Annotated in this window: 17 protein-coding genes; 11 read left to right on the top strand and 6 right to left on the bottom strand. The window is 64.9% G+C overall.

All coding sequences use genetic code 11. The annotated features are described in order from the left end of the window. The 3 genes from AC07X4_RS21205 to AC07X4_RS21195 all read right to left on the bottom strand — a co-directional run. Positions 1–810 (bottom strand): BPSS1780 family membrane protein (locus tag AC07X4_RS21205; protein ID WP_494741220.1); only part of this gene is annotated, 810 nt, incomplete at its 3' end. A gap of 168 nt (positions 811–978) precedes the next feature. Beyond that, entirely contained in the window at positions 979–1932 is a 954-nt protein-coding gene (locus AC07X4_RS21200) for a homoserine kinase (protein WP_494741219.1), read from the bottom strand. Between the two features lie 98 nt (positions 1933–2030). Continuing rightward, positions 2031–2399, bottom strand: a complete 369-nt coding sequence (locus tag AC07X4_RS21195; protein ID WP_494741218.1) for a hypothetical protein — start codon at positions 2397–2399, stop codon at positions 2031–2033. A 52-nt stretch (positions 2400–2451) separates the two neighbouring features. Here AC07X4_RS21195 and polA point away from each other — a divergent pair, with 52 nt between their 5' ends. The 5 genes from polA to AC07X4_RS21170 all read left to right on the top strand — a co-directional run bounded on the left by polA (position 2452) and on the right by AC07X4_RS21170 (position 9650). Then, a complete protein-coding gene (polA, locus tag AC07X4_RS21190) occupies positions 2452–5250 on the top strand; it encodes a DNA polymerase I (protein WP_494741217.1) in 2799 nt (932 codons plus the stop codon). 159 nt (positions 5251–5409) lie between these two features. After that, on the top strand, positions 5410–7044 hold the full coding sequence (locus tag AC07X4_RS21185) for an AAA family ATPase (RefSeq protein ID WP_494741216.1): 1635 nt from the start codon (positions 5410–5412) through the stop codon (positions 7042–7044). A gap of 25 nt (positions 7045–7069) precedes the next feature. Continuing rightward, positions 7070–7969, top strand: coding sequence for a glutathione-dependent disulfide-bond oxidoreductase (yghU, locus tag AC07X4_RS21180; protein ID WP_494741215.1), 900 nt, complete (start codon positions 7070–7072; stop codon positions 7967–7969). A gap of 21 nt (positions 7970–7990) precedes the next feature. Then, complete coding sequence (locus tag AC07X4_RS21175; protein WP_494741214.1) at positions 7991–8623, top strand: glutathione S-transferase family protein; 633 nt, start codon at positions 7991–7993, stop codon at positions 8621–8623. Positions 8624–8720: 97 nt separating this feature from the next. Beyond that, the gene (locus tag AC07X4_RS21170; RefSeq protein ID WP_494741213.1) at positions 8721–9650 is read left to right on the top strand and encodes a LysR family transcriptional regulator; all 930 of its coding nucleotides are present in this window, start codon (positions 8721–8723) and stop codon (positions 9648–9650) included. A gap of 63 nt (positions 9651–9713) precedes the next feature. Here AC07X4_RS21170 and AC07X4_RS21165 read toward each other — a convergent pair whose 3' ends face one another. Further along, positions 9714–10928, bottom strand: coding sequence for a D-amino acid dehydrogenase (locus AC07X4_RS21165; RefSeq protein ID WP_494741212.1), 1215 nt, complete (start codon positions 10926–10928; stop codon positions 9714–9716). Positions 10929–11287: 359 nt separating this feature from the next. On the opposite strand from AC07X4_RS21165, the gene AC07X4_RS21160 reads away from it, so the two are divergent. From AC07X4_RS21160 to AC07X4_RS21150, 3 genes are all read left to right on the top strand, one after another. Continuing rightward, the gene (locus AC07X4_RS21160; RefSeq protein WP_288853134.1) at positions 11288–12178 is read left to right on the top strand and encodes an amino acid ABC transporter substrate-binding protein; all 891 of its coding nucleotides are present in this window, start codon (positions 11288–11290) and stop codon (positions 12176–12178) included. Positions 12179–12189: 11 nt separating this feature from the next. Beyond that, complete coding sequence (locus AC07X4_RS21155; RefSeq protein WP_494741211.1) at positions 12190–13002, top strand: aspartate/glutamate racemase family protein; 813 nt, start codon at positions 12190–12192, stop codon at positions 13000–13002. A gap of 248 nt (positions 13003–13250) precedes the next feature. Next, positions 13251–14093 carry an amino acid ABC transporter substrate-binding protein gene (locus tag AC07X4_RS21150; protein ID WP_436078061.1) on the top strand — a complete coding sequence of 281 codons (843 nt, stop codon included), beginning with the start codon at positions 13251–13253 and terminating at the stop codon, positions 14091–14093. Between the two features lie 21 nt (positions 14094–14114). Here the strand turns inward: AC07X4_RS21150 and AC07X4_RS21145 are convergent, their stop codons facing one another. After that, positions 14115–15005 (bottom strand): NAD-dependent epimerase/dehydratase family protein, encoded by an 891-nt coding sequence (locus AC07X4_RS21145; RefSeq protein ID WP_494741210.1) that lies wholly within the window; start codon positions 15003–15005, stop codon positions 14115–14117. A gap of 93 nt (positions 15006–15098) precedes the next feature. Continuing rightward, positions 15099–17372, bottom strand: a complete 2274-nt coding sequence (locus tag AC07X4_RS21140) for a sensor domain-containing diguanylate cyclase (protein ID WP_494741209.1) — start codon at positions 17370–17372, stop codon at positions 15099–15101. A 376-nt stretch (positions 17373–17748) separates the two neighbouring features. Between AC07X4_RS21140 and AC07X4_RS21135 the strand changes: the two genes are divergently transcribed. The 3 genes from AC07X4_RS21135 to AC07X4_RS21125 all read left to right on the top strand — a co-directional run. Continuing rightward, positions 17749–18645, top strand: a complete 897-nt coding sequence (locus AC07X4_RS21135) for a dienelactone hydrolase family protein (RefSeq protein ID WP_056061167.1) — start codon at positions 17749–17751, stop codon at positions 18643–18645. A 132-nt stretch (positions 18646–18777) separates the two neighbouring features. Then, a complete protein-coding gene (locus AC07X4_RS21130; protein WP_494741208.1) occupies positions 18778–19626 on the top strand; it encodes a ZIP family metal transporter in 849 nt (282 codons plus the stop codon). A 52-nt stretch (positions 19627–19678) separates the two neighbouring features. Beyond that, on the top strand, positions 19679–20347 hold a 669-nt coding region (locus AC07X4_RS21125; protein ID WP_494741207.1), incomplete at its 3' end, for a TRC40/GET3/ArsA family transport-energizing ATPase.

The raw sequence follows: 20347 nt of genomic DNA, 5'->3' as shown, positions 1-20347 counted from the left end.
GTTGTCATGGGGCGCCTCTTCTTGCTGGGGGGTGTAGGGGGGCTCGAAGCAGTCGCGGAAGGTGAAGACCACCGAGGTGAAGAACATCGCGGCCAACATCATGGCAGCGCCCACCATGATGCCACCGGCCATCGATCCGGCAAGCCCCGCCACAGCCAGCAGGGCCGACACGATGCTGACCACCAGCCCGCCCAGCAAAAACACCCCCAGCCAGCCCAGCCCATAGACCAGGAACGCGCCAAAGTTGCGCACGCAGGCCACGATGGAGAAGAACAGCGCCTTGACCGGCGGCACGCCATGCCAGTGCACGAGGCCCGGTGCATGCCAGAACAGCAGCGACAGGGGCAGGTACAGCAGCATCGACAGCCACATGGCGCGCTGGAAGTCCGGGTTCTCGGCAATCTCTCGGGTCATGGGCGCGCCACCCAGGTAAACCTGCGCAAACTGGCCGCCGTCCAGCAGGGCCGACAGGCCCATGATGCCGAGAAAAGCCACCGCATACAGCACACCCAGTGTGAGCATGTCGCGCAGCCGCTCGCGCCCGGTGCGAAAGGCCACCAGCAGCACCGCGGGCATCGGAAACCGCCCTTGCGATGCCTGCGCCGCCGCCACCATCATGGCCAGCGTGGCAGACGGCAGCAGTGCCAGCGCAATGGCCGGACCCACCAGCGGGATCATGGTGGCCAGCGACATGGCCGCCATGGTCATGAAGAACAGCGCAGCCAGCGCCATGGGCTGCCGCCAGAACGCCCGAACGCCGAGCTTGACCCAGGCCATGCCGGTGCGCGCGGGGACGATGTGGAGTTTCATGAATACGTTGGAAAGGAGGAGGGGCCCGCACCGCCGACTGCGCCCCAGCGCCCATGGGGGGCACCTAGCGGCATCTGATGTCGAGGGGGCGAATAAGGTCGAATTTACCCCACTGCCCCAAAACCGGTGGCGGGGTCAGGGGTTAGAGGCTGCCCGTCTGTTGTGGGATCAGCCCGCGTGTACGGGCAGGGCCAGGCGCCCGCGCAGCACGCGCTCGAAGTGCGTGGGGTCGTGGGGTTTGAGCATGGAGGCCTCGCGCGGCAGGTAGAAGTCCCACAGGCGCGAGATCCAGAACCGCAGCGCCCCGGCGCGCAGCATGGCGGGCAGCAACTCGCGCTCGGCGGCTGTCAGAGGACGCACGGTCTGGTAAGCGTCCAGCATGCGCGTGGCGCGCTCGGCATCGTGGGCGCCGGTGGGCAGGTCGATGCACCAGTCGTTCAGGCACACGGCCAGGTCAAACAGCCAGGTGTCCACACCTGCAAAGTAGAAGTCGAAGAAGCCCGTCAGCTCTTCACCCTCGAACATCACGTTGTCGCGGAACAGGTCGGCATGCACGGGCCCGCGCGGCAGGGCGGCATAGGCGGAGCTGGCGGCCACATGGTTCTGGTAGGCCAGCTCGGACCGCAGCAATGCGGCCTGTGCGTCGTCAATGTGGGGCAGCACCACCGGCACCGTCTCGTTCCACCAGGGCAGCCCGCGCAGGTTGGGCTGGTGGCGGTCAAAGTCGCGGCCCGCCAGGTGCATGCGGGCCAGCATGGTGCCCACGGCCGCGCAGTGCACGCCCTGCGGGGCCAGCTGGCTCTTGCCGCGCAGCTTGTTGACCACGGCGGCGGGTTTGCCACACACGGTGTGCAGGATGTCGCCGTTCTTGTCGGCACGCGGGTCGGGCACGGGCACGCCGCCATGCGCCAGGTGCTTCATCAGGTACAGGTAGAAAGGCAGCTGCTCGGCCGTGAGGCGCTCGAACAGTGTCAGCACGAACTCGCCCTGGTCGCTGGTCAGAAAGTAGTTGGTGTTCTCGATGCCGCCCTCAATGCCGCGCAGCGCCACCAGCTCGCCCAGTTGCAAACGGCGCAGCAACTCGCGCGCCTCGGGATTGGAGACTTCGGTAAAAACGGCCATCGCTCAGGGGGTCGAAGAAAAGAGAAGGGGAAGGGGCGGGACAACGGGCGGGGCTCAACCGGTGGCAACGCAGTGCGTGCGCGCCACCCTGCCACCCATCAGAACTTGAACACGTTCCAGACGCGGGGCGCCGTGGTGGTTTCAGCGCCATTGTTGCCACCGGCGCGGCTGCGCGCGCCATCAGGCGACTGCACTTCGTAGGCGGGCAGGTTGCCGGTCTTGGGCTGCACCGAGATGTTCTGGGTTTGCCCGCCGACCCGCAGCTCGTCCACACGGCTGCCTTCGTCTTCGATCTGGATGCGCTCCGTGCGCTGGTTGGTGCGACCAGACAGGGGCTCGGGGTCGGGCAGCGCATCGCGCTGGTTACCAGCGCCTGCGGTGGTGGCAGCAGGGTATGGGGACGGGGTTTGGGCCAGGGCATTGCCGCAGGCCATGCCCAGCAGCAGGAGAAGGTGAACAGCGCGCATCGGGCGATTGTAGAGCGCCGCCCGGCGGGCGCTGCCCGTGCACAATTGCCGGATGAGCAACAAAAAGACCCTGGTGCTGGTGGACGGCTCCAGCTACCTCTACCGCGCCTTCCACGCCATGCCCGACCTGCGGGCTGCGCCGGGCGACCCCACAAGCCCTGCCACCGGTGCCATTCGCGGCATGATCAACATGATGCAGGCCCTGCGCAAAGAGGTGGTGGCCGACTACGCTGTGTGCGTGTTCGACGCCTCGGGCCCCACCTTCCGTGATGCCTTGTACACCGAGTACAAGGCCACGCGCTCGCCCATGCCCGACGACCTGCGCAGCCAGATCGAGCCCATCCATGAGGTGGTGGACCTGCTGGGCTGGAAGGTGGTGGCCGTGCCCGGCGTGGAGGCCGACGACGTGATCGCCACCCTGGCCAACGCAGCAGCCGCACAGGGTATTGAGGTCATCGTGTCCAGCGGCGACAAGGATCTGAGCCAGCTGGTCAACGAGCACATCACCATCATCGACACCATGAGCGGCAAGCGCCGCGACGTGGCGGGCGTGACGGCAGAGTTTGGCGTGCCACCCACGCTGATGGTGGACTACCAGGCGCTGGTGGGCGACACCGTGGACAATGTGCCCGGCGTTGCCAAGGTGGGCCCCAAGACGGCCGCCAAGTGGCTGGAAGAATACGGCTCGCTCGACAACCTGATCGCTAACGCCGACGCCATCAAGGGCGTGGCGGGCAACAACCTGCGCGAGGCGATTGCCAGCGGCCAGCTGGCATTGAGCCGCCAGCTGGTCACCATGAAGACCGATTGCGCGCTGGCCGACTACATCCCCGGGTTGCCCGCGTTTGATGACATCACGCTGGACACGCCGGACAACGCCGGCCTGCTGCCGTTTTACGAAAAGTACGGCTTCAAGGGCCTGGCCGCCGCCATCAAAGGTGCATCGGCTCCAGCGGCTACAGCCCCCACCGTCGCCATGCCCGGTCAAAGCGGCGATCTGTTTGCCGACCACTCCGCCAGCACCGTGGCCGAAGAAGCCCAGCACCGCTCCGTGGTGTACGACACCATCCTGAACTGGGCGGACTTTGACCAGTGGCTGGAGCGCCTGCACAAAGCCTCACTCGCGGCCATCGACACCGAAACAGACTCTCTCGACGAAATGCGCGCGCAAATCGTCGGCATCAGCTTCAGCGTGCAGCCCGGCGAGGCCGCCTACATTCCCCTGCGCCACGAAGGCCCCGATGCGCCCGCGCAACTGCCGCTGGATGAAGTGCTCGCCCGTCTCAAGCCCTGGCTGGAAGACCCCAAGCACCACAAGCTGGGGCAGCACATCAAGTACGACCGCCATGTGTTCGCCAACCACGGCATCGAGGTGCGGGGCTACACACACGACACCATGCTGCAAAGCTACGTGCTCGAAGTGCACAAGCCCCATAACCTGACCAGCCTGGCCGAGCGCCACACGGGCCGCAAAGGCATCACCTACGAAGACCTGTGCGGCAAAGGCGCGCACCAGATTCCGTTTGCGCAAGTGCCGGTGGACAAGGCCGCTGCCTATTCGTGCGAAGACTCGGACCAGACCCTGGACGTGCACAACGCCCTGTGGCCGCTGCTGCAGGCAGACGACAAACTGCGCTTCATCTACGAGCTGGAGATTGCCAGCAGCGAAGCCCTGTACCGCATCGAACGCAACGGCGTGCTCATCGACGCCCCCACGCTGGCCGCCCAAAGTCACGAACTGGGCCAGCGCATCTTGCAGCTCGAAACCGAGGCGTACGAGATTGCAGGCCAGCCCTTCAACCTGAGCAGCCCCAAGCAGCTCGGCGAAATCTTCTTCGACAAGCTGGGCATGCCCGTGGTGAAGAAGACCGCCACCGGCGCCCGCAGCACCGACGAAGAAGTGCTGGAAAAGCTGGCCGAGGACTACCCCCTGCCCGCCAAACTGCTGGAGCACCGGGGCCTCGTCAAGCTCAAAGGCACCTACACCGACAAGCTGGCCCAGTTGGCCCTGCCACGCACAGGCCGCGTGCACACGCACTACGCCCAGGCCGTGGCCGTCACAGGGCGCCTGTCCAGCAACGACCCCAACCTGCAGAACATCCCCATCCGCACCCCCGAAGGCCGCCGCGTGCGCGAGGCCTTTGTGGCCCCTGCGGGCCGCGTGATTGCGAGTGCCGACTACTCCCAAATCGAGCTGCGCATCATGGCCCACCTGAGCGGCGACCACTCGCTGCTGCACGCATTCCACGCCGGGCTGGACGTGCACCGCGCCACCGCTGCCGAAGTGTTTGGGGTGGAGGTCGATCAGGTCACCAGCGAGCAACGCCGCTACGCCAAGGTCATCAACTTTGGCCTTATCTACGGCATGAGCAGCTTTGGCCTGGCCAAGAACCTGGGCATCGAGACCAAGGCCGCTGCCGCCTACATTGACAAGTACTTCCAGCGCTATCCCGGCGTGAAGCAGTACATGGATGACACCAAGGCTTCAGCCAAGTCCATGGGCTATGTCGAAACCGTGTTTGGCCGCCGCCTGTACCTGCCCGAAATCAACTCCCCCAACGGCCCTCGCCGTGCCGGGGCCGAGCGCGCCGCTATCAACGCCCCCATGCAGGGCACGGCGGCAGACCTCATCAAGCTGGCCATGGTGGCGGTTCAGAAGGAGCTGGACACGCACAAGCCGGGCATCCAAATGATCATGCAGGTGCACGACGAACTGGTGTTTGAGCTGCCTGAGAGCGAGGTGGACTGGCTCAAGACCCACATCCCGCGCCTGATGGCAGAGGTGGCGGCGCTGAAGGTGCCGTTATTGGCGGAGGTGGGGGTGGGGGCTAATTGGGATAAGGCGCATTGACATATTGCGTATCTATCGTTGTTATGCGCTCTTCTCCTGTCTACCGTCAGGGCTGATAGCGCGAATGGTCACGAGATGCGAAGAGCGCCTTTTTTGCATGCTTTCATGCTTGGCTGATTCTCCGTTGGGGTCAGTAGAGAAGATTCCGAGAGGACAGATATGGACAGAGAAGTACGTCCCCACCTCGCTCAGATGCAAATTCAAACGCAGGCAGGACTTGTTCCGGTGGCTGTGAAGGCTGGAAGCCCAATATTTATCTTGGGTCGCAACGGTGCTGGTAAGTCTGCTCTGATCAATCAGCTTGCAGCACAGTGGACGGGTAGCGTAGTTTATTTACCAGGGTCACGACCTAGCTATTTCGATAACGAAAGTCTGTCCATGACACCGGCGAGTCGCCGTGATCTCACTAACAACCTAAAGCACTATGACTCCCAGCCGGATACAAGATGGAAATCTATTCTTGGCACGACTCGTAATGAGAAGGCGATTCACGATCTTCAGGCGGCGGAGACTCAGTACAAGCTTGATGCTGCAAACCAAATAAAGATCGAGGGACCAAGCTCTTTAGCGGTTGCTCGACTTCAGGCTGATAACTCGCCACTAGACATCGTCAATTCTCTACTGGCCCAGGCGAATTTGACTGTGCAGCTTGAGGTTGTTGGAGCCGAATTGAGAGCAAAGCAGGCCGACTCAGTTTATAGCTATGCACGCATGTCCGATGGGGAACGATCTGCACTTGTTTTTGCCGCTGAGGTAGTGGCCGCACCACCAGGCATGGTCTTCCTTATCGATGAGCCTGAGCTTCATCTTCACCGATCTATCGTTGTTGCACTTGTCAAGGCGCTGATACTGGCGAGACCTGACTGTGGCTTTGTGGTCTGTACGCACCAACTTGAGCTACCTGTGGCAGTGAAGGGTAGCGAAATTGTTCTCGTGCGAGGTAGCGCTTGGCGAGACGGAAAAATCGTTTCGTGGGATGTCGATGTCATCCATGATTCAGGGCAAATTCCGGAATGGCTCTGGGTTGACGTGATCGGTGCGCGGCGCAAGATTCTGTTTGTTGAGGGCAACGATAAAACGAGTTTGGATCAACCTCTTTACTCGCTTCTTTTCCCCCAAGTTTCTGTGCGACCACGCACTAGTTGCAAAGATGTGATGAAAGCCGTCGAGGGGCTTCGTGCGGTCGAGCAAATCCACAGGGCGCAAGCGTTCGGTCTCATTGATCACGATGGCATGTCTGCGGAACAGATGAAGAAGTTTGAAGATGAGGGGATCTACCCGTTACCAATTTTTTCCGTTGAAAGCCTAATCTACTCGCAGGAAGCCCAATGTGCCGTTGCTGTGCAGCAGGCGGACACCTTGGGTATTGACTCTCAGACGCTCCTAGATGGAGCTCGAGATGCAGCGATCGAATCGATCAAAGTGCAAGCAGCGAAAGAGCATCTCGCAAGCCGATTGGCAGAGCGGCAAATGCGTGATCAAGTTCTCTCTTCGCTGCCCACGCGTCACGAACTCATTGCTCAAACTCAACCTGTGTTGAACGTTGCCATTCCCTCCACGTATCCCGATGAGCTTGCACGCCTTTCAGGCATGGTGGGCGCATCTGACATTCACGGGATCGTCAGCAGGTACCCGGTTCGCGAATCTCGCATCCTTGATTGCATCGCAAAAGGTCTGCGCTTTAACAGTCGCGATGACTATGAGAGAGCTGTGCTGCGGCGCGTTGGCGTAGATGCCAAGCTGCGAGATGCGTTGAAGCAGAAGTTGGGTAATCTTGCTTCACAACTTGAATAATGTTTTTTTACTTGGAGCTGAATACATGAGCGATTCTTCCAGCTACACCCCCCCCGCCATCTGGCAATGGAACAAAGAAAACGGCGGCCAGTTCGCCAGCATCAACCGGCCCATTGCAGGCGCCACGCACGACAAGGAACTGCCCGTAGGCCGCCACCCGCTGCAGCTGTATTCGCTGGGCACGCCCAATGGCGTGAAGGTGACCGTGATGCTGGAAGAGCTGCTGGCGCTGGGCCACAACGGGGCGGAGTACGACGCATGGCTGATCCGCATCAACGAGGGTGAGCAGTTTGGCAGCGGCTTCGTGTCTGTGAACCCTAATTCCAAGATCCCCGCGCTGCTGGACCGTGCCGACCCGGCCAACCCGGTGCGGGTGTTCGAGTCCGGCGCCATCCTGATGTATCTGGCCGAGAAGTTCGGCAGCGCCTTTTTGCCCAAGGACGGCGCGGCGCGGGCGGAGTGCCTGTCGTGGCTGTTCTGGCAGATGGGCAGTGCGCCGTTTGTGGGCGGCGGGTTTGGGCATTTTTATGCCTATGCGCCAGTGAAGATCGAGTATGCGATTGATCGGTATGCGATGGAGGCCAAGCGCCAGCTGGATGTGCTGAACCAGCGCCTGGCCGTGACCGAATACGTGGCGGGCGATGAGTACACGGTGGCCGACATTGCGATCTGGCCCTGGTATGGCTTGCTGGTGAAGGGGCAGGCCTACAACGCGGGCGAGTTTTTGCAGGTGCACGAATACACGCATGTGGTGCGCTGGGCCGAGCAGGTGGCCAAGCGCCCGGCAGTGCAGCGCGGGCGCAAGGTGAACCGCGTGCAGGGTGATCTGGCCAGCCAGTTGCGCGAGCGGCATGACGCGAGCGACTTTGACACCAAGACGCAGGACAAGATCGAGGCGGCGGCAGCTTCTTTACCCGCACGTTGAGTGTTTTTGCAAGGCGTCTCCATGATCACCCTATACGACTGTTCCACCGCCCCCAGCCCGCGCCGGGCGCGCATCCTGCTGGCAGAAAAGGGCGTGGCCCACGACACCGTGCAGGTGGACCTGCGCAATGGCGAACAATTGGGCGAGGCCTATCGCCAGATCAACCCGCAGTGCACGGTGCCCGCGCTGCGCACGGAAGACGGTTTGCTGCTGACCGACAACGCGGCCATTACGGCCTATGTGGAGGCGCGCTACCCGCAGCCCGCACTGCTTGGCGAGACGCCCGCAGAAAAGGCCGAGATTGCGAGCTGGAACTGGCGCATGGAGTTCGAGGGCCTGCAGGCCATTGCCGAGGCGCTGCGCAACAGCGCGCCCGCCATGGCCAACCGGGCCTTGCCCGGCGCGGTGGACTACCCGCAAATCCCGGCCCTGGCCGAGCGTGGACTGGTGCGTGTGGGGCAGTTCTTTCAGCTGCTCAACGAGCGCCTGGCGGACCGCGACTTCATTGCCACCGACCGCTTCAGCGTGGCCGACATCACGGCGGTGGTGGCGGTCGACTTTGCGCGTGTGGTCAAGCACAAGCCGGGCGAGCAGCACCCAAACCTGTTGCGCTGGCGTGCGGCCATGGCGCTGCGGCCGTCGATGTCGGTTTAGCAGCAAGCGCGTGCGAGGCGCGCGGTTTGAGTGCGCGATTTCGCAATGGGTACATGCAAGGATTGCGCTTGCGGCCCATTCCTTGCATTGTCAGCATATGCGCCTTCGCCACATAGAAGTCTTCAACGCCGTCATGCTCACCGGCAGCGTGAGCGCGGCGGCCCGCCTCATCAACGTCACGCAGCCTGCGGTCAGCCGCATCCTGGCGCATGCTGAACTGCAGCTGGGCTTTCCGTTGTTCCACCGGCTCAAGGGCAAGCTGGTGCCCACCACCGAGGCACAGACCCTGTACCCGCACATCGAGCGCCTGTTCACCCAGCTCGATGATGTGCAGCGCCTGGCCAACAGCCTCAAGAGCGACCGGCGTGAGGGTGAGTTGCATATCCTGAGCGTGCTGGCGCTGAGCTACGAGGTGCTGCCGCGTGCGTTGCGTTTTTTCAGGAAAAAGCACCCGGATGTGCAGGTGACCATCGACGCGCTGCACTCGCCCCAGATCGTCTCGGCCCTGGTGCTGCAGGAGGCGGATGTGGGCTTTGTGTTCAGCGCCATCGCCCACCCCGCGCTCACGCAGGAGCATCTGGCCGATGGGCGCATGGTGTGTGTAGCGCCCAAGGGCATGCTGGGTGCTGCGCTGGTGGCGGCCGGTGTGGTGCACCTGGCCGACCTGGCAGACACACCGGTGGTGCGGCTGGATGTACGCGACCCCATCGGCACGGTGGTCAACCACGCGTGCCGCGAGGCGGGCGTGGGCCTGCAGACGGCGTTCACGGTGCAGACCTACCATGCGGCGCTGGCGCTGGCGCACCATGGTCACGCGGTGGCGCTGGTGGACGCCTGCACGGCGGCATCGGCCGACCGCAGCAAGGTGGATGTACTGGCGCTGGCGCCGCATATTGCCGTGCCCATCAAGTCGCTGCGCACCGTCAACCGCCCCAGCTCACTGCTGGCCAGCGCCATGACGCAATGCATGCGCCAGGCGGTGGCAAAGACGCTGGAAACGGTGGGCCTGCAGCCCGAGGTGGAGTGAACGCGCCACCTGCCGAGGCGGGTAGTGCCTTGTGCGGCTGCGGAGCGTGGGAGTGCGGGAGAGTCAGGCGGGTGCCAGCAGCTCGGCCACCTGCGCCGCCGTGCCAAACGCCAGCGTGAACCCCAAAGAGCCATGGCCTGTGTTGAGCAGCAAGTTGTCCGGTGCCCCCACCCAACGGCCTACGATCGGCAGCCCGGTGGGCGTGGCGGGGCGCATGCCGGTCCAGGCATGCAGCTCTCCGCCCTGATGGCAGGTCGGGAAAACGGCGCGGGTGGCATCGCGCAGGCTCTGGATGCGCGCGGCAGGTATGCGTGCATCGTGCCCCACCAGTTCGGCCATGCCCGCCACCCGCAGGCGCTGGCCGATGCGCGCAAACACCACCTTGCGTGCAGCATCGGTCACATTGATGCGAGGCGCTGCCGATGATGTGGGGTTGGTATCCAGCGTGATGCTGTAGCCCTTGAGGGGGTATACCGGCAAGCGCAACCCCAGCGTCTGCGCCGCCGGGTGGCTGCGGCTGCCCAGGGCCAGCACAAACTGTTGCGCCTCGATGGCTCCTGCACTGGTCTGCACCGCAGCAATGCGGGATCCCTCGCGCACAAAGCCTTGGACCGTGGCGCCCAGCATGAAGCGCACCCCCCGTGCGGCCAGCACGGCCTGCAAGCCTTGGCAGACCTGGAGGCAGTCGGCAGCGCATTCACTGGGGGTGTAGATGGCTCCGGCAATGCGCGGCTGGTAGTGCTGCAGCGCGGGCTCAAGCTCCACGCAACGCTGGGCCGAAACTGCCTGCTGTTCGCTGCCCCACTGGCGCTGCAGGTCCATCTGGCGTTGTGCCGCGGCCAGGCTGGCTGCGGTGTCGTACAGCACCAGCTTGCCGGTGCTGGAGAAGTTGCAGTCCAGAGACTCTGCCTGCAGCATGGTTTCCAGATGATGGCGGCTCAGGGCGGCCAGGGCCAGCAGTTGTGCGGTGCTGCGTTCAGAGGTTGGTCGGTTGCAGGCGCGCAGAAACTCCAGCCCCCAGCGCCACTGGTGGGTATCCCACTGCAGGCGCAGCTTGAGTGGGGAGGTGGGCGAGAGCAGCAGCCGGGGCAGCTGCCGCCAGATGCTGGCGTCCGCCAGCGGTTGTACATAGCTGTAGCTCAGTTGCGCGCCGTTGCCACCGCTGGCGCCCGTGCCGGGCTGCGCCTGATCGATGACTGTGACCTGCAGGCCGCGCTGTTGAAGTTCATACGCCGTGGCCAGGCCGACGATGCCTGCGCCCAATACACATACCTGCATCGGAGAGAGTGAAACGGTTGGAGGAGATGACAACGAATGTAGGCGGCAGTGCACCTGCTGAACAATGCCAAAGCAGTGCCTTGCCATGCCAGGAAGTTATGCACTGGTCAGCACCTGGTGTTTTCAGGATGGTCTGGCGGGAGAGGGGTGGGGGCACCGGGATGCAAGGGCCGCAAAGAAGGCAGGACGATCCACGATGGTGCGCGGAGGTGCACCGAAACAGAGCCATAACTTTTCATCATGGTGGACCCGCGCAAATGAATTGTTCAAGACGGCCGCAAATTTTTACAGTGCCCCTGCATCTTGCTTTCTCGTCTGTCCGAATGTCTGTTCACCTGATTTTTTGCAAAGGGATTCCCATGAAGCTCTCCGCTGTCACCGCTGCTGTCCTCGTGGTCGCCGGTGTGCTGGCCAGTACCGTGGCCAGTGCCGACACCCTCAAGAAGATTGCCGACTCCGGCAAGATCACGCTGGCCTACCGCGAGTCGTCGGTGCCCTTCAGCTATCTGGCGGGCCCGGGCAACCCGGTGGGCATGTCGGTGGACATCTCCAACGCCGTGGTCGACGCGGTGAAGAAACGGTTGAACAACCCTGCCATCAAGGTGGAGCTGCAAGCCGTGACTTCGCAAAACCGCATTCCGCTGCTGACCAACGGCACCGTGGACCTGGAGTGCGGATCGACCACCAACAACACGGCGCGCGGCAAGGACGTGCAATTTGCCATCAACTATTTCTACACCGGCACCCGGCTGCTGACCAAGAAGGCCTCGGGCGTCAAGAACTACGCCGACCTCGCCAAGAAAAAAGTGGCCAGCACCTCGGGCACCACCAACGCGCAGGTGATCCGCAAGTACAACCGCGACAACAACCTGGACATGGACATCGTGCTGGGCAAGGACCACGAGGACTCGCTGCTGCTGGTGGACACCGGCCGTGCAGAGGCCTTCGCCATGGACGACATCCTGCTGTTTGGCCTGATGGGCAACACGCGCAACCCGGCCGACTGGGTGGTGGTGGGCGACTCGCTGCAGGTCGAACCCTACGCCTGCATGCTGCGCAAGGACGACCCGCAGTTCCAGACGCTGGTCAACGGCGTGATCGGCGGGATGATGAAGTCGGGCGAGTTCGACAAGCTCTACGCCAAGTGGTTCATGTCGCCAGTGCCCCCGCGCGGCCAGAACCTCAACCTGCCTATGAGCAAGGAGCTGCGCGACAACCTGGTGGCCCAGAGCGACAAGCCTGCGCTGTGATGGGCGTGAGCATGTTGTCGTCCACCCCGCACCTTCCGGCCCCGCAGGTGGTGGGCATTCTGGGCGGCATGGGGCCTGCTGCGGGTGCCGACTTTGTGCGCCTGTTTGTGCAGGCCTGCACCGACCGCATGGCGGCGCTGGGCATCCCTGTGCACGACCAGGCTTACCCTGAGCATTGGCTGGCGCAAGTGCCCATTCCCGACCGCACGGCGGCCTTGCACGACACCCGCCCCGGGGCCCACCAGCCTGCAGACCCGATGCTGCAGGCCACGGGCCGCCTGGCGGCCCTGGGCGCGCGCGTGGTGGCCATCGCCTGCAACACGGCCCATGCCTGGCATGGCCTGCTGCAGCAGCGCTTTCCGCAGTTGATGGTGCTGCATGGTGTGCAAGAGGTCGCTGCAGACCTGGCGCTGCACAAGGTGCATGGCGTGGGCCTGCTGGCCACGCAGGGTGCCTACGAGGCGGGCTTGTACCAGCGCGAACTGGAGCACCGCGACATCGACTGCTTTGTGCCCGAACCCCGTGAGCGCGATCAGCTGATGCAGGGCATCTACGACGGCGTGAAGGCCGGCAACTACGCGCTGGCCCGCCAGCGGTTCGAGTCCGTGTCGCTGGTGCTGCAGCAGCGCTATGGGGTCTCCACGCTCATCATGGGCTGCACAGAAATTCCACTCGCACTGTCAGAGCACCCCCGGCTGGAGGGGCTGACGCTGGTCAACCCGTCCATGGTGTTGGCGGCTGCCTTGGCGCGGCATGCGTACGGAAACACTGGCATGGAAGCCCCGCCTCCCACTGGGCATTCAGCTTCGCGGGCTGCGGTATAGCGCTGTAGAGCCCTGGTGCCGCAGCGGCCTGGTACGCTAGCCAGCGCACAGGCCATTGCCCAGGCGGCATCACGAAAACTTCGAAGAGGCAAGCCATGACATGTGAAGCGAACCCCACGAGGTTTGGGATGGTGCGTGCGCTGGCTGCTGCCTGCGCTGCGTGTGCGACGGCGGGAGTCATCGCGCAGAACACGGGGACCGCTGCAGGTCTATCGACCTCTGCGAAGACGGAAGTGCCAAGCCCCGCCTTGGCGCGCACAGCGGAGCCTCCGGGCCAGACGCTGCAGCGCATCCAGGCCACGGGAAGAGTGGTCATCGGCCACCGCGAATCTTCTCTGCCGATGTCCTATGTGGCCAATGGGGTGCCCCTGGGCTACAGCGTGGACGTGTGCCTGCAGATCGCACAGGCCATCGGTCGCCATCTGCAGCGGCGCGATCTGCGGGTGGACTACCGTCAGGTCACGTCGGGCAACCGCTTTGAGGCCATCGAGCGCGGCGATGTGGACCTGGAATGCGGCTCCACCACCAACACGGCTGCGCGCAGGCAGCGGGTGGCTTTCACCATTGCGCACTTCATTGCGTCATCACGCATCGTGGTGCAAAGCCAGCGCCCCTTCGAGCGTATCGAAGACCTGGACGGCAAGACCGTGGCTTCGACGGTGGGCACCACCAACATCGATTCGCTGGCGCGCGAGGCTGCCAACAAATCAGTGCGCCTGCGCATCGAGCCCGCCCGTGACCATGCCGAGGGCTTTGGCTGGGTGGTGGATGGCAGGGTGGACGGCTTTGCGATGGACGATGTGCTGCTCTATGGCCTGCGTGCCAGCCATGCCCGCCCGCAGGACCTGAAGGTGATTGGCAAGCCCATGACCATCGAGCCCTATGCGGTGGCGTTCGAGCGCAACGACCCTGCGCTCAAGGCTGTGGTCGATGCGGAGCTGCGGCGGCTCATCCAGACGCGGGAGCTGCACCGCCTGTACGACAAGTGGTTCACCCAGCCCATTCCTCCACATGGCATCAATCTGGGCATGCGCATGTCGCACCTGCTGGTGGATTCGCTGCGGTATCCGTCGGACTTCGTGCCCCAGTGACGAGGGCACAGACGGTGCGCGTCAACGCCAGGCGGTCGCCACCAGCTGGCTGTAATGCACCGCCTTGCGGCCCAGCAGCTGCTCGAACACGGCGGGGTTGCCCACGTTGTCGCTGCCCAGCATGGTCAGGGTTTCGGTGCACCAGGGCACGCTGGGCACTGCGTCGCCCAGGCGAGCGCTCAGCTGGGTGAGCGGGTTGGGCAGGCGCAGCACATGGGCTTTGCCATGGCCCAGTTGCTGGCGCAGGCTGGCAATGAAGTCGCCCATGGTCAGGGCCTCCGGCCCAGCGCACTCGACGATGCCCTGGGTGGAGATGGTGGGCCCCAGCAGTGCAACGATGGCGGCGGCCAGATCGTGCACCGACACGGGCTGCACCCGCGCCGTGAGCATGGGGCCGGGGAACAGCGCCACTGGCAGGCGCGCCAGGTTCATGAACAGCGCGCTGCTGTCACCGCCTTTGCCAAACACCACACTGGGGCGCAGGATGGCGGGGTGCAATGCATCTTGTTGGGCCAGCGCCAGCAGGTGCGTGTCTGCCGCGCGCTTGGTGGTGGCATAGCGGGTGGCACTGCCTTCAATGCCCAGGGCCGAGACATGCACCACGCGCCGCACACCCGCCTGGGCGCAGGCGTCAAACAGCGCGACGGGCGTGTGCTGGTGCACGGCGTCGATGGGGCGCGCACGGCTGTCGCGCAGCACCCCCACAGCATTCACCACGGCATCGATACCCGCCAGGCGCGGCAGCCAGGCCTGGGCCGAGGTGTCCCGCGCAAAGTCCATGGGCACCTGCAAGGCGCCGGGTGACCGGTGGCGGGGCGATACGCCGCCGTGCACTTGGTGTCCTGCCCGGGTGAGTGCGGCAGCCACGGTGCGGCCCACAAAACCCGTGGAGCCGGTGAGCAAAATGTTCATCAGCGTTGTCCTGCGAAGAAGGTGAAGCGTGCAAAAACCGGAAGGCCCGGCGCGGACCTGCTCAGGCCGTCGCTACCCCCGCAGGCAACACAGTCACTGCGGAGGCGTGAAGACCTCGAAGCGGTTGCGCCCCCCGTACTTGGCGCGGTACAGGGCCGCATCGGCCGCGTGCACGAGTGTGTCAGAACTGGTGCCGGGGCGTGGCACCAGGCTGGCAATGCCCATGCTCGCCGTGATGTAGGGCGCCGTGGGGGAGCGGGGGTGGGCCAGGGCCGCCTCGCGAAGGCTGGCCATGCAGCGCTCTGCCACCGTTACGGCCTCGGGCAGGGGCACATCGGGCAGCAGCAGAACAAACTCCTCGCCGCCGTAGCGCGCGGCCACCTCGTCGGCCCGGCGGATAGTGCCCTGCAGCAGCTGCGCCACGCGGCGCAGGCATTCGTCACCGGCCAGATGGCCGTAGTGGTCGTTGTAGAGCTTGAAGTGGTCGATATCGATCAGGATCACGGCCAGCGGCAGCTGGTGCCGCCCGCAGCGCATCCATTCGGTGGCCAGTCGCTCGTCAAAGCGCCGGCGGTTACCAATGCCCGTCACACCGTCGGTGGTGGATAGAAGAGCCAGCTTGGCGTTGGCGGCGGCCAGTTCCTGCTCCTTGCGCACCAGTTGGGTCACGTCGGTGCGCACACCGGCGATGCCGCCCTGGGGGGTACGCCGCTCGTCGGCCTGCAGCCAGCGGCCCTCGGGCAGGCGCTGCAGCACGGCATGATTGGCCGCGCGGTGGTCGGCCATGCGCTGGGCGAGCCAGGCCTCTTCGTTGCCAATGGCGTCGGGGTACTGGCCGCGCTCGGCGCCATAGCGCGCGATCTGTTCAAACGTGCTGCCGGGTACGATCATGGGGGCCGAGATGGGGTACAGGCGCCGGTACTGGGCGTTGCACACCACCAGCTTGTCTTCTGCATCGAACAGGGCAAAGCCTTCTGGCAGTGACTCCACGGCGTCCTGCAGCAGCTGGCGGGCCTGCTGCGCCGCCTGCTGCGCGGCCTCCAGGGCCTGGCGCTGCTCGATGAGGTTGGTGATGTCCAGCCGCACGGCCACGACGTAGTTCTCCGGGGTGCGGGTTTCGTAGATGTTGATCCAGCGGCCATCGCTCAGACGCTGCACCAGGGTGGATGTGCTGCTGCCGTGCTCTGACAGGCGCTCTGCGATCCATGCCTCCTCGCGCCCCTTGGCCGAAGGGATCAGGCCGCGCGAGACCGAATAGCGCAGGATGTCCACAAAACCCTTGCCCAGGTGGTCCGCATAGTTGATGTACGGATACATGCGGGACAGCTGCTGGTTGTAGAGCACCAGCCGGTCCTGCTCGTCGAAGATCTCGATGCCCACGGGCAGGGCCTCCACCGCGCGCTCCAGCAGCTGGCGCATGCGCTGGCTTTCCTGTCGGGCGGTCTCGACCTTCTGGCGCTGTTCGATCAGGTCGCTGATGTCCAGGCGCACGCACACCGTCATGCCGGACGGGGTGCGGCATTCGTGCATGTGCATCCACGTGCCGTTGGGGTAGTGGCGCACTTCGGGGCCGGGCCGATGGCCCCGGATGGCCAGCTCATGCGCCAGCCAGAGCTCTTCCTGGTCCTTGGCCTCCTCGGGGATGCCGTAGCGCAGGCCCTCGCGCAGAAGTTCCTCATACGTCTTGCCCAGGGACTCAGCCACGGGCAGGTGCGGACGCAGGCGCGCCATCTGGTCATTGCACAGCACCAGCCGGTCTTGCTCGTCATAGATGTCCAGCCCGGCGGGCATGGCATTGACGGCCTCGCGCAGGCTGCGTTCGGCACGTTCGGCGTCGTGCAGGGCCTGCTTGAGTGCGCGTTCCTTGTGCACTGCGTCCGTGATGTCGGCGCGCAGCACCACCATGCCGCCCCCCTCTTGCAGTCGCTCGGTGATGAGCATCCAGCGGTCGCCCTCGACCTCCTGCACCTCGGGCTGGCCGGGCGAGCGATGGCGGGCCATGCGGTCGGCCAGCCAGGCATTGGTGTCCTGCCGCGCAGCCACGATGTGGCCGGATTCGGCAGCGCGGCGCAGCACGTCTTCAAAGCGGGTGCCGTAATCGACGGCCATGGTGGTGCCGGGGCTGACTTCCCGGTACCGGGGATTGCACAGCACCAAGCGGTCGTCAGCGTCGTAGATGGCCAGCCCGTCGGGCAGGATGTCCAGCGTGGCGCACAGCTGGTTGGTAGCCCGCTGCGCAGCATCCTGGGCGGCCCTGGCGGTGGCATGCATCGCCAGCAACCGGAGGCTCAGCCACCAGCACAGCACCGCACTGGCCACCAGCGCCAGCCCGGCACCCGCGCTGGCCAGTCGCATGGCTGGGTCCATGCTTTGGCGGGCCAGCGCCCAGGTCAGCAACCCCAAGCCCCCCGCGCCGCAAATCCCGACCACCAGTCGGACCAGCAGCTGTCCGCGCAGGGGGAGTGGTGTGGGATGAGGGGGCATGCGCTCGGGCCGGTGCGGGTGGTCTGCGGGAGGTGGGCGGGTGGACGAAGAAAGAAAAAAGCAAATGTGGGCGGGCGAGCAGGCGTTTGCGCGGTAGCGGGTCGGTGGCGCATGCCCACGGCGACGGTGCTCGCGGAAAGTCTAGCAGTGCTCCCCGTTTTTCGGTATCCGAAAATGCGGAGGCGGTGCAAACCCCATAGACTCCGGGGCTGGCAGTTTCCACCCCGTGGCCCATCCCCCCTTTTTTTGGAGAAAACCGATGTTCAATGACGACCTCCATGCCGACGCCCAGGCGCTGTTGCCGGGCCGCACCACCGAAGCGGGCGCCACGCGCCGCACTGCGCTGCAGGCAGCGCTGGGCCTGGGTTATGCGGCGGCGGCCGCCCCCATCATGGCGCAGACGGCCATTGCCACGCCGGCAGACGGCCTGACGGTGGGGGAAGTGAGTTTCACGGTCAATGGCTTCAAGGTGCCGGCCTACCGCGCAGCACCGGCTGGCAAGACCGGCCTGCCCGTGGTGCTGGTGATCCAGGAAATTTTTGGCGTGCACGAATACATCGCCGACACCTGCCGCCGCTTTGCCAAGGCGGGTTACCTGGCCATTGCCCCACAGCTGTACGCGCGCCAGGGCGACGCCACCACCTATACCGACATTGCCAAGCTGATGGCTGAAGTGGTGTCCAAGGTGCCCGATGCCCAGGTGATGGCCGACCTGGACGGCGCTGTGGCATGGGCCGCAGCCAACGGGGGCGATGGCGCCCGGGTGGGGATCACCGGCTTTTGCTGGGGTGGCCGTATCACCTGGCTGTATGCCGCACACGGCCCCGTCAAGGCCGGCGTGGCATGGTACGGACGGCTGGTGGGGCAGGCGAGCGAGCTGACCCCCAAGCACCCTGTGGACCTGGCGCCCATCCTCAAGGCGCCGGTGCTGGGCCTGTATGGCGAAAAAGACACCGGCATCCCCCTTGACACGGTTGATAAGATGAAAGCGGCCTTGTCCAGTGGCTCGCCACAGGCCAAGGCGTCGGAATTTGTGGTGTACCCCGATGCACCGCATGCCTTCCATGCCGACTACCGTGCCAGCTACCGCAAGGAAGCGGCCGAAGACGGCTGGAAGCGTGCGCTGGCCTGGTTCAAGACGCACGGTGTGGTTTGATGCACAAACCCCCGGCCCACCAGGCCACCCGCAGCCGCCCCACACCCGGGGCGGCTTTTTTCATCTTGCATCGGGCGTGCAGAATTTGAACAAACATAAGCTCCAAGGCTTACAAATAAAGCGCAAAAAGCTATGACTTTGGTAGCAATCATTCTGGCCACGCTGGCCGCTGGTATCGGCAGCGTGTGGCTGGCCGCCTTGCTCATGCGGCTGGGCCTGGGCGGGCGGGGCGACAGCGTGGGGCCGCAGCACCTGCTCAGCCTGGCGGCGGGTGCCTTGCTGGCCACGGCCTTCATGCACCTGTTGCCCGAGGCGTTCGAGAGCCAGGCGGGCGCCCACGACCTGTTTGCCACCCTGCTGGTGGGTGTGGTGTTCTTCTTTTTGCTGGACAAGGCCGAACTGTGGCACCACGGGCATGAGCACAGCCACGCAGAGACCGCTGCCCATAGCCATGCCCACCATGCCCACCATGACCATGGCCAGGAAACCGGCCATGACCACGGCCATGCGCACCACCACCACGGCCCGCGCTCGGGCGGCTGGGCGGTGCTCACGGGCGACAGCGTGCATTGTTTTGGTGACGGCATCCTGATCGCCTCGGCCTTCATGGCCGACATTCGCCTGGGGGTGATTGCCGCCGTGTCGGTGCTCGCGCATGAGGTGCCGCACCACATGGGCGACCTGGTGGTGCTGCGCCAGACCAGCCCCAACCGCCGCATGGCGCTGGTGAAGGTGTCGCTGGCGGGGGCCGTGACGGCGCTGGGCGGGGTGGTGGGCTACTTCCTGGTGGGGCAGTTGCAAGACTTTTTGCCGTACTTCCTGGCCGTGGCGTCGAGCAGTTTTGTGTACGTGGCGCTGGCCGACCTGATCCCCCAGCTGCAAAAACGCCTGACCGCGCGCGAAACCGTGTTGCAGATTGCCTGGCTGATTGCCGGCATGGCGGTGGTCACGCTGGTGAGCGGGGCGGCGCACGCGCACTGACGCACTTGACCTGGCTCAAGGCCGTGCCGAACGGTTCTGCCATGCTGGGCCCATGACTGCCCCACACGCCACCCCGATCTCCCTGGGGCTGCTCGCCCAGCCCACGCGTTTCCTGTTCTTCACGGGCAAGGGCGGGGTGGGCAAGACATCGCTGTCCACGGCTGCGGCCATTGCCCTGGCAGATGCGGGCCGCCAGGTGCTGCTGGTCAGCACCGATGCGGCCTCCAACCTGGACGAAATGCTGGGCGTGCCGCTGTCCAACCAGCCCGTGGCCGTGCCCGGGGTGCCGGGGCTGCACATGCTCAACATCGACCCTGACACGGCCGCCGAGGCCTACCGCCAGCGTGTGCTGGCGCAGCTGGAGGCCACCGCCAGCAGCGATGAGCGCGCGACAGTGCGCGAGCAACTCTCGGGCGCCTGCACCACCGAGATCGCTGCATTTGACGAATTTGCCGCGCTGCTGGCCAGCGAGGGCAATGACACCGGCCATGTGTTCGACCATGTGGTGTTCGACACGGCCCCCACCGGCCACACGCTGCGCCTGCTGAGCCTGCCCAAGGCCTGGACCGGATTCCTGGCGGGCAATGACCGGGGCGCCTCGTGCCTGGGGCCGCACTCGGGGCTCAAGATGCAGGAGGCGCGCTTCAACGCCGCCCTGGCCGTGCTGAGCGACCCGGCCCTGACCACCGTGGTGCTGGTCACCCGGCCCCCCCCCCCCCCC

This window comes from Acidovorax sp. GW460-11-11-14-LB4, from assembly GCF_059423685.1.
Note: the sequence above shows the minus strand (reverse complement) of the source record. Positions and strands in the feature narration are given on the sequence as shown.

Coding starts and splice junctions, on each gene's coding strand:
- yghU (WP_494741215.1), top strand. CDS start 7,070: ATGAGCGATTCTTCCAGCTACACCCCCCCCGCCATCTGGCAATGGAAC.
- AC07X4_RS21200 (WP_494741219.1), bottom strand. CDS start 1,932: ATGGCCGTTTTTACCGAAGTCTCCAATCCCGAGGCGCGCGAGTTGCTG.
- AC07X4_RS21145 (WP_494741210.1), bottom strand. CDS start 15,005: ATGAACATTTTGCTCACCGGCTCCACGGGTTTTGTGGGCCGCACCGTG.
- AC07X4_RS21160 (WP_288853134.1), top strand. CDS start 11,288: ATGAAGCTCTCCGCTGTCACCGCTGCTGTCCTCGTGGTCGCCGGTGTG.
- AC07X4_RS21140 (WP_494741209.1), bottom strand. CDS start 17,372: ATGGACCCAGCCATGCGACTGGCCAGCGCGGGTGCCGGGCTGGCGCTG.
- AC07X4_RS21135 (WP_056061167.1), top strand. CDS start 17,749: ATGTTCAATGACGACCTCCATGCCGACGCCCAGGCGCTGTTGCCGGGC.
- AC07X4_RS21155 (WP_494741211.1), top strand. CDS start 12,190: ATGTTGTCGTCCACCCCGCACCTTCCGGCCCCGCAGGTGGTGGGCATT.
- AC07X4_RS21130 (WP_494741208.1), top strand. CDS start 18,778: ATGACTTTGGTAGCAATCATTCTGGCCACGCTGGCCGCTGGTATCGGC.
- AC07X4_RS21170 (WP_494741213.1), top strand. CDS start 8,721: ATGCGCCTTCGCCACATAGAAGTCTTCAACGCCGTCATGCTCACCGGC.
- polA (WP_494741217.1), top strand. CDS start 2,452: ATGAGCAACAAAAAGACCCTGGTGCTGGTGGACGGCTCCAGCTACCTC.
- AC07X4_RS21175 (WP_494741214.1), top strand. CDS start 7,991: ATGATCACCCTATACGACTGTTCCACCGCCCCCAGCCCGCGCCGGGCG.
- AC07X4_RS21185 (WP_494741216.1), top strand. CDS start 5,410: ATGGACAGAGAAGTACGTCCCCACCTCGCTCAGATGCAAATTCAAACG.
- AC07X4_RS21195 (WP_494741218.1), bottom strand. CDS start 2,399: ATGCGCGCTGTTCACCTTCTCCTGCTGCTGGGCATGGCCTGCGGCAAT.
- AC07X4_RS21165 (WP_494741212.1), bottom strand. CDS start 10,928: ATGCAGGTATGTGTATTGGGCGCAGGCATCGTCGGCCTGGCCACGGCG.